The following is an 11,982-nucleotide window of genomic DNA, read 5'->3' on the forward strand; positions in this document are numbered from 1 at the left end:
AGGAGATTCTCACCATAATACGTTGCCTCTATTCTATCCACGATCAGTCTTGCATTTTCTATTTGGACCCGGAACCCGTCAACAATGGCTGTATTTGATCGTAGATAACCTTTGCAGCAAGCCTGTGCCCCTTCTCATTAAAATGGCCGTCGTCCATAAAATATTGATCCTGGTCCTTAAAATAGGAATAAAGATCAATAACCGGAACATTATAGTCGCCGGCGACTGCGATCGTAGCCTCACGGTAATCGGGAGCATAATGCTTCCACGACAGTTTATCAGCAGATTCGCCCAGAACGGGACGGGTGAGAAGAACACACGTTATGTTGTTCTTTTTCGAAACTTCTATTATTCTAATCAAGTTCTTTTTGTACTCTTCGATACTGACCCTGTGAACAAGTTGATCTTTCGTTGATTCTCTTTTTTCAACGAACGTTTCTAAAAATGCTATGAGAACCTGACCGACTTTAAACTTGTAGAGAAGCCGTTTATAGGTAGAGAGCACTGTCCTGTTGAAATCAGCATCGGAAACCGCCACCATATGTTGATCGTTTGCCCCAAAGCATATCAACACCATGTCCGGTTTCAGGGCAAGTGTTTCTTCAAACCTCTTCTCTCCCTGGTATGACGTGTATCCGTAAACGCCTGCATTGATGACGTAGACTGCCTTATCCCGGTTTGTTACTAATTCCTGTAGATACAAGGCCCAACTATCCTGTCCATACCAGCCCAGCGTATTCGAGTCCCCTATGGCAAAGATGCGGTATTCATTACCGCTCTTATTTACCGAAAGTTCTTTGCCCAGGTATCCTTGAGCATTAAATACCCGACTCTTTTTAGGTCGCCATATAAGATCAGGGTCATAGACAAAATGCCTGTCCTGATATGAATGTTTGAACCTCGCATCATTAGAGTTTGCCACTATTCTCAGAGGGGAGTAGCTGTAACCGACCGCTCTCAAGGCAACTTCCAAAAGCAGCAGTGCTATCAAAACCGAAGAAATGAGAAGAACACTTATTTTGATGATGTCCGATCTTTGTTTTACCATTCAGATCGTCTCCGAGATGTTACGACAAGCCTCCTGAGACCAGAGGCGATTGAGAGTAGTCCGTAATGCTTACTATTCTGGAATCCAACGGCTATCAATCAATCTATTTTACAGCATCGGTTCTGGAACTGCAAAACCTACGTCCGCCTCGCGCGTTAACTCTTTTCGCTCCCTGTTGTTGAAAATGGCACACCGTTGCTGCTCTTATCCTTCTCACAGCAACAACCCGCAGTAAACATGACACGATGATCCGGGTACTTTATGATGCGGCAGTTCTGGGTGCAGGTCACCATGATCCGAGGTCAAGAACCGGAGTCTTCAGGGTTACCGAGAGCGTGGCCCTTGAGCTTCTTGCACATCCTGTTGAATGCGAGCTAATCTTCTATGCCAGCCGGAATCAGATCGATACGATCGAGTACATGGCCTCCGAGCCGCGATTCAGAGGTGTTCACTTCTCACCATCCCGCACCTGGAAAAACGTTCACGACCTTTGGCGAAAGTTCGATAGGAAGGGCCGTGAGACACAGCCCGGATTGCCGGGTTTTCTCTTGCGATACATGGGGTCCTCGCTCACGCGTGTGTCTTCCAAATTTCTTGGCTCGATCCTGGTGGTCGATCAGAAAAGTCTTCGGAGAGCAGAGGTTTACCACTCTACTTTTTATCCCTTCGATTACCGGGTGAAGCGCTTGACTCATATCAAGAGGTTCCTCACCGTGTACGACCTGATCCCTATCCTTTTCCCCCAGTTCTTCAAGACAAAGACAGACGCCATGCTTGTGAGGGCATTCAACGACATCAGCCACGATGGCTGGGCTCTTTGTATCTCTCAATCTACCAAGAATGACCTCTGCAACTACCTGAAAGGTTTTGATCCATCCCGGGCCTTCGTGACGTACCTTGGAGCGTCAGAGGACTTCTATCCGTGTACAGATGCGGCAAGGCTCGCATCCGTCCGGGCCAAATACGCTATCCCGGATGCGCCGTATATGCTCACCCTCAGCACACTGGAACCACGGAAAAATATTCATACCGTGATCAGGTGTTTTGCCAGAACAGTGCTGGAGGCAAAGATTGACGAACTGCTGCTGGTGCTGGTAGGAACAAAGGGTTGGGATTACGGAAAGGTTTTTGAGGAATTGGACCGGTATCCGGCCTTGAAAAAACGTATCATCCTTACCGGGTATGTGGACCTCGAAGACCTCGCCCCGCTTTATAGCGGTGCACTCGCGTTTATCTATCCTTCTTTCTATGAGGGCTTCGGGTTGCCGCCTCTGGAGGCGATGAAGTGCGGCACGCCCGTGATCACTTCTAACACCTCCTCTCTGCCGGAAGTGGTCGGCGACGCAGGAGTGATGGTTTCGCCCACCGACGAAGACGCACTCTGTCAGGCAATGCTCAACATGTTCCAGGACGCAGCACTTCGGGCCCGTATGTCCGAGCGTTCACGCGAAAGAGCGGCTCTATTCAGCTGGGAGAAATGTGTGGAAGAAACCATCAAGGCATACAGGGTAGCTCTCGGCAGTTAGCATGAATCAGAAACCTTTGCGCATTCTGATAGATGCCCAGATGCCCGGTGACGGGAGCAGGGGCGGAGTACAACAGTTTACGGCGAGCCTCATCCGCGCCCTCGGCCAGCTTGAAGAAGGCTCGGAAGAGTACATCGTGATAGGTCCGTCACGGGACAGCGACTGGCTGCGTCCCATCATCGGCCGCAATCAGCATCTCGTTACCGCACCCCCACCCCCCTTCTACAGTCCTGAACACGTGAAGCGCATGCTCGGGGATCTGCGTCAGCCCCTGGAACGGATCTACAGGAACCTCCAGAAACTGGCGCAGAGACCCATACTGTCAGGTCAGGTTCCGAAATCAACGGGTTTTCACGAATCTTTGGGGGGTGATCTTCTCCATTTCCCCTACCAGGACTTCGTACATACCAAAATGAGGACGATATACAATCCGCACGATGTGCAGCACTTACATTTTCCCAAGTTTTTTACCAAGCAGGAGTTTGCGTTGCGAGAGCTCATCTGGCGGGCCGGATGTGCATACTCAGAAGCGGTTGTCACCGAATCCGTGTGGATCAAGGAAGACATCAGGCAAAGGTACGGCCTCGAAGAGAAAAAGATGTACGCAATCCTCTGGGGATCGCCCACAGAACACTATGAACCGGTCACTCAGGATATACTTTCCGAGACAAAAAAGAAGTTCCGACTGGATGCTCCGTTTGCCCTCTATCCGGCCCAAACGTGGGCCCACAAGAACCATAAGCGTCTTCTTGATGCCTTTGCCCTGTTGAAGAAGGAAAAAGGTTTTGATCTGAAGCTTGTGTGCACCGGGAGCAAGAATTTCTACTGGTCGGATATACGAGCCCACCTCGACCAGTTGGGGCTCGCTGATCGCGTATCCTTTCCCGGCTTCGTATCTTCCGTTGAATTAAGGGCTCTCTACCGGCTGGCCAGCTTCATGGTCTTTCCGAGCCTTTTCGAGGGAGGCGGCTTTCCCATTCTGGAGGCCTTCAGGGAAGGCGTGCCTGTCGCCACCTCGAGCGTCACTTCCATTCCTGAGTACGCAGGAGATGCCGCCCTCTTCTTCGACCCCAACTCTGTGGAGTCTATTGCCTCGGCCCTTGAACGTATGCACGCAGATGCGGCGCTCAGGGCGGACCTCGCGAAAAGAGGCTCGGAAAGAATAAAGCTCTTCTCATGGGACAGGACAGCGCGGGCGTACCGGGCCGTGTATCGCAAGGTGGCAGGGCAAACATTACGTGACGAGGAAGAACTGCTGTTACAGAGTGGGCACATAGGCGTCAACAGCAGAGCAACAGAGTAAGCGAGGGCCGGGGAACAGGGGGGAACAAGATGAAGAGAGCACTTATAACAGGCGTTACAGGACAGGATGGCGCGTACCTGGCACAGTTCCTCCTCGATAAAGGCTATACCGTTATCGGGCTCACCAGGAATACTGCGCATGGAAACCTGAAGAACCTGGCGTACCTGTCTATAGAAAGTCTCGTTGAAATCGTGGAGACGAACCTTCTCGATCTCTCGAACATCATACGGCTGATCGAGAGGTATGAGCCGGACGAAATCTACAATCTCGCGGCACAAAGCTCGGTAGGTCTCTCCTTTGGCCAACCTATCGGCACCCTGGGATTCAACATCACCAGTACGGCAAACTTGCTCGAGGCCATGAGAATCCTCCATTCAAAGGCCCGCTTCTATCAGGCTTCAAGCAGTGAGATGTTCGGCAAGGTCCCGAAGGAAGACCTTCCAATACACGAAGAGTTCAGGTTTCATCCCGTAAGTCCGTATGGCATATCAAAAGCAACCGCGCATTGGGTGACTGTCAACTACCGGGAAGCTTTCGGCCTCTTCGCCGTGTGCGGCATCCTCTTCAATCACGAATCAGCGCTGAGAGAGAAGAATTTTGTCACAAAGAAGATCCTCAGCACCGGCGTCTTGATCAGCCGGGGAATGGCCGACCATATCACCCTCGGCAACCTGAGTGTATGCAGGGACTGGGGATACACACCCGAGTATATACGGGCCATGTGGATGATGCTCCAGCAGGAGGCTCCTGAGGATTACATAATCTGCTCCGGTCAGCCCCACAGTCTGGAAGAGTTCGCGACCGCAGTCTTTACCCACCTGAACCTGGAGCCGGACAAATACATCCGGATTGATGCGGGCCTCTACAGGCCGGTCGAACTGGATATCATCTACGGCGACAATTCAAGGGCGCGCGAAAAACTGGGATGGCGTTACGACATTGGTTTTGAACAGTTCATCGATATCCTCATCAGGGATGAGGCCAAGTATCTTGACTGGGAGTTGAGCCACCAGTAACCACACACCGGCGATGTGCCGCGGGGGGATGCACCGATCCCTGTGATTGTGCTTCAAAGCGAAGGATACCATGGTCCAGCAGGTCTCTGAAAAAAGAGAGGGAGGGTTGAGATGCGCGGGGCACCTCCCGGAAACCTCATCCGCGCCACCGCTTGTGACCGTGATAACCGTGGTTCGCAACGGGGAGGCATCTCTTGAACGGACGATCACCAGTGTTCTGCGACAGACCTATGGGAATAAGGAGTATCTTATTCTAGACGGCGCGTCCACTGACGGGACGCTCAGCATTCTGCGCGCTTATGATCAACAACTCGACTACTGGACAAGCAAAGCCGATAAAGGCGTCTACGATGCAATGAATAGAGGGATCCATCTCGCGCGAGGTACATGGCTTATTTTCATCAATGCAGGGGACGAATTTTTTGATGAGGAGACTCTTGCAAAGACGGCTCAGCTTATGTCTGACGACGTCGATCTGTTGTACAGCGATACCTGGTTCCACGGTACTCGGAGTCGGTTGATCCAGTGCGATCGCCAGAGCATGCGCATTATTCACCAATCGCTTTTGTACCGAAAATCGCTTCACGACGAGGCGGGGAACTATCTGGTTTTCAGAGGCGTGACTATCTCTGATTACATCTTTTTCAATCTGGTGGCGGACCACCGCTGGAAAAAGGTTGGCCACGTGATCGCGCGATGCGATGACAGGGGCATCTCCTCTCATTCCAGGACACTCTACCAAAAATTGGCCGTTGATCTCATCTTCCAGACTAAGGGAAGATTGAATGTTGCCCTGATCCTGCTGCTCTACCCCTTTTACAAAGTCTCAAAAATACTCTATTGGCGAATGCGGTCAAAGATTTCATCGGGGTAAAATGGAGAAGAGGATGAAACGGACATGCGGATAAGCGTCTGTATGGCAACCTATAACGGAGAAAAATATCTCACCCAACAACTAGCATCGATCATCGGACAGTTGCAGGCTGGCGACGAGTTCATCATATCGGATGATTCCTCAACCGATTCGACCCTGTCAATCATCGAAAACCTTCAAGACAGCCGTATCAAGCTCATCAAGAACAACACGTTCTACAATCCCATCTACAACTTTGAAAACGCTTTACAACAAGCAACAGGGGACGTGATCGTCCTGTCGGACCAGGATGACATCTGGCTCGAAAACAAGCTCGCCGTGATCCGCCGTCACTTCGAGCATAAACGTTCGCTCATATACACCCTGGTACTCGACGGTTTCATAATCGACGATACGGGAGCAATCATAAAGGAATCCATCTTCGACACGATCGGGTCTCGCAAAGGCATTCTCAAAAATCTCTACGACAACACCTACATGGGCTGCAGCATGGCTTTCTCCAGCGAGCTTCTCTCGATTGCCCTACCCTTTCCTAAAGGCATACCTATGCATGATTGGTGGCTGGGTCTCATCGCAGAGTGCTTCGGAACGGTTGAATTCGTTCGTGAGAAAACGATCAAGTACCGCCGGCATCCGGCAAATGTGAGTTATCGTAATTCTAAAGTGTCACAACAGATACGACGCCGATATTTCCTGGCCTATCGCCTTTTCCAGAGATGGCTGACCCATTCCTCAATGACATAGATTTCCACGGACAAGCCCATGGCACTCTGAGCGCAACGCGTGCCGCGGAAATCTACTAGCGAGCACGGCGAGCGAGAGGGGAAGGCTCCGACGGCTTTGCCGGCGGAGGGGGCGACGCGAGCCCCAGGAATCGAGGCACCGGAAGAGAGCGCGCACTTCATGAAAATCACCCGGCAGATTCAAAGCGGGCTCCTGGTCAGTCCAAAAACCAGAAAGAGCCTGGAACTGAGCCACGATCCGATCTCTCTGCGCACGGCCGACGGTGGAGAAACGTACCCGGTCATCGGAGAAGGTGAGCGCATAGTGCCCATCCTCCTCATCGATGCAACCTGGGCAGAAGAGTATTCAAAGTCTTCGCCGCAAATGACCAGGGAGTACGCACCCGAGAACCGGAAGGGTGGTGCTGTCGATAGTGTGAAAGAGTATTTGAGCAGGGACTTCAGGTCCAAGGCCGCAATGTCGAGGTTTCACGAGATATTTGACCCTTTGGACAACGAGGAGTCGCTAGTTCTCTCTATTGGCGGGGGTCCGAAAAGAGAGCACCCAAGCTTCACCAACCTCAACATCGGGCCATTTCCTCAGGTCGACATCGTAGCAGACGCCCATGTTCTCCCGTATAAAGATGAGTGCGTGGATGCGATCTTCTGCGAGGCCGTTATAGAGCATCTGGCTCAGCCGGAGCAAGCAGTCAGGGAATTTCACAGGGTCTTGAAAAAAGGAGGGAAGGTTTTCTCAGTCGTGCCATTTATGCAGGCGTATCACGGCTATCCCCATCATTACCAGAACCTGACCCTGACCGGACATCGACTACTGTATGAAAGGAATCACTTCAACGTGACAAGTTCCGGCACATGCGTCGGCCCTATCTACACCGCTGTCCATCTGAGTATAGAATTCGTGAGGGCATATCTGCCGGCTATCGTAAGCCTGCCGATGGCACTCATCATTCACACTATAGGCCTGTTTCTGAAACCTCTCGATTACCTGTTGCACGACAAGCCGAACTCATTCGTCTTCGCTTCGACGACATACGCCATTGCCGAAAAATAAGACTTTCCGACACTGCGCCTTTCCAGAACCCGGAAAGAGCGCCTGGCCGCGCAACACTCCCCGCAGTATTTCCCCATTTTTTTCTCCGCACCGTACTAGCCTGTAATCTTTCCTTTTCACCGCAGCAACGTTTGCAAGCGTCGTTCAATCTCCGGCTTGGGAAGCGCGCCTTGAGCGCTCTCCACGAGGCTTCCGTTTTTGTAAAAATAAAGCGTGGGTACGCCATGTATCCCGAACTGAGACGCAGTGGCGTGTTGCACATCAACGTTCATCTGCGCGAACTTCACCCTTCCTGCATAGGTTAAAGCCAGCTCATCCAGAACCGGCGCCAGTCTCTGGCAATGTCCTCACCCGGGGGAATAGAATTCGAGCAGCACAGGCCCCCGGAAGCCCAGCACCTCTCGCCTGAACATGCTGTCCGAGATTTCGAGCGGACGATCAGGATAAAGGCTCGAAAGATCCAGGGAGTTTTTGCACTTGCCACAGATTGCGGGCCCGCCCCAACGATTCGCAGGAACCCGGTTTCTGGTGCCGCATTTAGGGCAACGGACGATGAGGGTATCAGCCATCATAGATTATCTCCTCGACATCGTGGCCTGACATGGAAATTATGTCTACAACATAGTTATCGGGATAGGCTAGTGTCAAGAATACTATCGTTCCTGACGCAGTGCGGCGGGCTCACTCACTGCTGCCCTGAAGCGGCGGGCGGCACACGGTAGATCCTTACGAAACCTTCCCTGTTTGAAAACTCCTCAATCAGAGGAAGACCAGCCAGGCACGCCTCGAGCCACGAACACTCATGTACCATGTTGTCATCGAGCACAAAGTATTTCACACTTCGAGATTCAAGGTAGCGCAGAAGCAACGGGCATTCTGGAAGTTGGGCGCAGGAAGACGATACGTCTGTCCATGGCCCTTTGTCATAAAAAGATGGCAACGGAAGCCGGGATGCGATATTCGCTCCCCTGTCCCGCTGTAGCAGGAGAAGACCTGCTTTCTTAAAAAGACTCCTGCCTTCGTGTGGACCCTCTATTCCCTGCCAAAGCGCCAGGAAACTGATGAGAACGACCGCCGAAAGCCACAAGGCCCTTCCATGTGCAAACCGCCCCGCGTATGTCTTTACCACGTACCACCCTTCCACGACGAAAACCATGAGGAGCGGTATGAATTCAACCGAGTACCTTCGGGTGGAATGGCTGACGCACGCAAGGCTCAGCACATGGAATATTGCCAGCACAACGATCAGGTTTCTGTAAGGACGGTCTACGTGCCGAAAACCGGGTATGAACAGCAATATAAACGGGGGGAAAAGAGCAGCGAAGAAGTGAAATATGACAAAAGGCACGTTCATGAAGGCCGCAGGGAGCGATGCAAAAGGGTTATGCATGACTTTGCCGCTCACCATCCAGAGCCCCGTGGCAAGCCGCATATAGCCCATGTACGCAGCACCCAAGACCACGAATGGAACGAATAGCGGCGCCACGTGCGACCACCTCCGCTGCCACAACAGGAATGCGGCGAATGGCGCATAATAGACGATATACTCTGGCCTCGTCAGATAAGTAAGCACGAGCAGGAATCCTGAAAAAAGAATGCTGCCTCCGCGTTTATCCGTATACCCGACGAAAAAGAAGAAGACCGTGGCCGCGAAAAGCAGCGTGGCCAAAGACTCGGAAAGCACCTGCGCCGAGTAGCGGATGAGATAGGGATGCACGGCCAGAAAGAAAGCGCCCCAGAGTGCCTTTGCTGAGCCTATAAACTTCTTAGCTGCAACGTAAAAACCACAGATGAGCAGCAGACCGCAGATGAGAGAAACGAGCCTGCCTGCCAGTTCGACATCCGGGATAACAAGATGAAAGATGGAAATAACGAGCGGGTAAAACGGCGGGAAGACATTCCTGAGCGCCTCGCCGAACTCGCCTCTCCCGAAATGCTCTGCTATCAGTGCATAGGAGAAACCATCGATCTCTATGGCACGTGCATTCACGAGATCGATCACACGCATGACAGCGCCGAGGAGAATGATGAAGAAGAGCCAATGCCCGCAAGTGGGTACCCGGGTGCGCTCCACTTGCAACGCTACCCCTTCAGCGCGATCTCTTTCGCGCTTATTCCGTAGAGGGTCATGAGAGTCTGCATATCGTGAGAGGAGATGAGGCGCCGCGGCTGAATCTCCTTTCTCTTGGCCAGCATTTTTGGAAGTCCTTGTATGGCAGCGGCGTACACTTTTCCCAGCACCGATAAGAGCTTTGGTTTTGAGTGCTCCCTTGCGAAGGCGCCGGATGCGCCCTTCCCGGTCATGGCCGCGTAGGCCTGGAACACATAGCGCTGCAGTGTATAGACCTGGCTGTACAGAAGGAGATCAAAAGGAAAATATTTTACTGTGATCCATATCCTGTTCCTCTCCACATGGAAGGCTTTCAATGCCGAATAGGTCCCTGCAGCCGCCGAATGAGCATGAGAAAGCTTGGCCTGCGGGGTGTAGATCGTCTTCCAGCCTCTGAGGCGTGCCCTCCATCCGAGATCGGTATCATCGGCGTACATGAAAAAATCTTCGTCAAAGTACTCATTTCCCACCTTTATATCTTCCAGCATGCTCTTGCGGGCCATGAGGCAGCACCCGGAAGCAAAGAAGACTTCTTCTTCCCTGCTGTAAAAGTCTGCCCGTTCCAGCCTGCCGCGTCCAATCGAAAGCCCGTCCCGAAACACCACAATACCTGCTGCATCGAGCACATCGCCGGGTGACTCCAGGTATATTTTGGAAGCAGCGGCACCGTACGCAGGGTCTTTGTCTATTGCTCTCTTCATTGCTGTTATGCATGAGCGTTCCAGTTCTGTATCATTGTTCATGATGACGACATACTCGCCCTCCATGAACCGTATGCCGATATTATTAGCCGCCGAATAGCCTACATTTCTGCCGTTCTCGACCAGAAGAACCTCTTTATATTTCTCTTTGACGATCGCGAGTGATCCATCCACGGAACCGTTATCAACAACGATAATCTGCAGATGAGCGTAGTCCTGGGCCAGGACGCTGTCTATGCAGCGCTCGATCCAAGCCTTGCCATTAAAATTCAGAATGATCACTGAAACAAGTTCGTCCATCCCCAAGCCCATTGACTCTTATCGAGACTCTATTTGTCCTGCAGGTTCCGCAAACCTACGTCGTAAAGAAGCCTCATCTATAAGCCGAAATAGCCTGCCTTTATATATATCGTATCCTGTCAAAAGACAACCAAAAATAGGTTCCACGGGCAAGCCCGTGGTACCCAGAGCACGTGTTCGCGCGGGAGTTGTCATACACTCTCCGCTTGAAAGCTGAGGTAATCAGTTTAACTTCTACCCCTCAAGCTTCTGCCAGGCCCGGTCGATAACAAGGACGAACCTGAAAAGGGCAAACCATCCGAAAGGGTGGGACGCAAAGCCACTGGCCTAAGTTCCGCAACGGTGCGGGATACGGTAGCAGGGTTGCCGGGCGAATGCAGCACCTGCTTGTGCTCGCCTTCGCAGGGCCCAATTGAATAGCCCAGGAGGGTGCTGCAATGACTGCCAAAGCCACTCCGTCCAGTCTCGTATCTTTCTTACGGTTTCTTCTTACTGCCCTGTTAGTTCTTGTCGTGTCAACGCCTCTGTTTTCCGGGAGAGGCTCCTGCGCACAGGTAACTCTCGCGTGGGACCCATGCAATGCTGCGGATCTGGGCGGCTACAAGCTCTACTATGGAACAGCCAGCAGGAACTATACATTCACTATCAATGCAGGCACCCAGACGACCTTACAAGTGACCGGCCTGAATGAAGGAACAACGTACTATTTTGCCGCGACAGCCTACACTACCACGGGCTCTGAGAGCGACTTTTCCACCGAAGTGAGCTACACCGCGTCACATGGTCCTACATCACCAACCGCTAACATTTTCATTCGCAATACCACCACCGGCGCGAATGGCGTCTGGTACATGAATGGGATAACCGTCACACAAGGTGTCTATGTCGCTACCATTCCTCCGCCCTGGCAGATCGGAGGCGTCGGTGATTTCAACGGGGACGGCAAGGCGGATATTCTCTCGCGGCAGGCTCAATCAGGGGATGTGGCCGTCTGGTACATGAATGGGACAACCATCACCGGAACTACTTACATCAATACCATTCCCCCTCCGTGGCAGATCGAGGGCGTCGGTGATTTCAACGGGGATGGCAAACCCGATATCCTCTGGCGGCAGACCCAGTCGGGAGATGTGGCCGTCTGGTACATGAATGGGACAACCGTCACACGAGGTGTCTATGTTGCTACCATTCCTCCTCTCTGGCAGATCGAGGGCGTCGGTGATTCCAACGGGGATGGCAAACCCGATATCCTCTGGCGGCAGGCTCAATCAGGGGATGTGGCCGTCTGGTACATGAACGGGATAACCGTC

At 52.3% G+C, this 11,982-nt stretch carries 11 protein-coding genes, 1 pseudogene and 1 riboswitch; of the genes and pseudogenes, 7 read left to right on the top strand and 5 right to left on the bottom strand.

Translation table 11 applies throughout. The features are described 5' to 3' along the window. Positions 1–58: 58 nt before the first annotated feature. Positions 59–1,048, bottom strand: a complete 990-nt coding sequence (locus VMT71_11785; GenBank protein HVN24644.1) for an SGNH/GDSL hydrolase family protein — start codon at positions 1,046–1,048, stop codon at positions 59–61. Positions 1,049–1,293: 245 nt separating this feature from the next. Here VMT71_11785 and VMT71_11790 point away from each other — a divergent pair, with 245 nt between their 5' ends. The 6 genes from VMT71_11790 (at position 1,294) to VMT71_11815 (ending at position 7,561) form a co-directional block, all read left to right on the top strand. Beyond that, entirely contained in the window at positions 1,294–2,574 is a 1,281-nt protein-coding gene (locus VMT71_11790; protein ID HVN24645.1) for a glycosyltransferase family 1 protein, read from the top strand. Position 2,575: 1 nt separating this feature from the next. Continuing rightward, a complete protein-coding gene (locus tag VMT71_11795) occupies positions 2,576–3,877 on the top strand; it encodes a glycosyltransferase family 1 protein (GenBank protein HVN24646.1) in 1,302 nt (433 codons plus the stop codon). Between the two features lie 29 nt (positions 3,878–3,906). After that, the gene (locus VMT71_11800) at positions 3,907–4,893 is read left to right on the top strand and encodes a GDP-mannose 4,6-dehydratase (GenBank protein ID HVN24647.1); all 987 of its coding nucleotides are present in this window, start codon (positions 3,907–3,909) and stop codon (positions 4,891–4,893) included. Positions 4,894–4,963: 70 nt separating this feature from the next. Next, complete coding sequence (locus VMT71_11805; GenBank protein ID HVN24648.1) at positions 4,964–5,767, top strand: glycosyltransferase family 2 protein; 804 nt, start codon at positions 4,964–4,966, stop codon at positions 5,765–5,767. 24 nt (positions 5,768–5,791) lie between these two features. Beyond that, positions 5,792–6,511 (top strand): glycosyltransferase family 2 protein, encoded by a 720-nt coding sequence (locus VMT71_11810; protein ID HVN24649.1) that lies wholly within the window; start codon positions 5,792–5,794, stop codon positions 6,509–6,511. Positions 6,512–6,670: 159 nt separating this feature from the next. Beyond that, positions 6,671–7,561 carry a class I SAM-dependent methyltransferase gene (locus VMT71_11815; protein HVN24650.1) on the top strand — a complete coding sequence of 297 codons (891 nt, stop codon included), beginning with the start codon at positions 6,671–6,673 and terminating at the stop codon, positions 7,559–7,561. Positions 7,562–7,677: 116 nt separating this feature from the next. Here VMT71_11815 and VMT71_11820 read toward each other — a convergent pair. From VMT71_11820 to VMT71_11835, 4 genes and pseudogenes are all read right to left on the bottom strand, one after another. Beyond that, positions 7,678–7,896, bottom strand: a pseudogene (locus tag VMT71_11820) (thioredoxin domain-containing protein). A 12-nt stretch (positions 7,897–7,908) separates the two neighbouring features. Next, entirely contained in the window at positions 7,909–8,133 is a 225-nt protein-coding gene (locus tag VMT71_11825; protein HVN24651.1) for a hypothetical protein, read from the bottom strand. Between the two features lie 113 nt (positions 8,134–8,246). Then, positions 8,247–9,635, bottom strand: coding sequence for a glycosyltransferase family 39 protein (locus VMT71_11830; GenBank protein HVN24652.1), 1,389 nt, complete (start codon positions 9,633–9,635; stop codon positions 8,247–8,249). 8 nt (positions 9,636–9,643) lie between these two features. Then, positions 9,644–10,672: a glycosyltransferase family 2 protein gene (locus VMT71_11835; protein ID HVN24653.1), complete on the bottom strand. Its 1,029-nt coding sequence runs from the start codon at positions 10,670–10,672 to the stop codon at positions 9,644–9,646. A 278-nt stretch (positions 10,673–10,950) separates the two neighbouring features. Further along, positions 10,951–11,043, top strand: a riboswitch (cyclic di-GMP riboswitch). 66 nt (positions 11,044–11,109) lie between these two features. On the opposite strand from VMT71_11835, the gene VMT71_11840 reads away from it, so the two are divergent. Next, a partial coding sequence (locus VMT71_11840; protein ID HVN24654.1) for an FG-GAP-like repeat-containing protein occupies positions 11,110–11,982 on the top strand: 873 nt, incomplete at its 3' end.

This window comes from Syntrophorhabdales bacterium (genome assembly GCA_035541455.1).
Taxonomy (GTDB): domain Bacteria; phylum Desulfobacterota; class Syntrophorhabdia; order Syntrophorhabdales; family WCHB1-27; genus JADGQN01.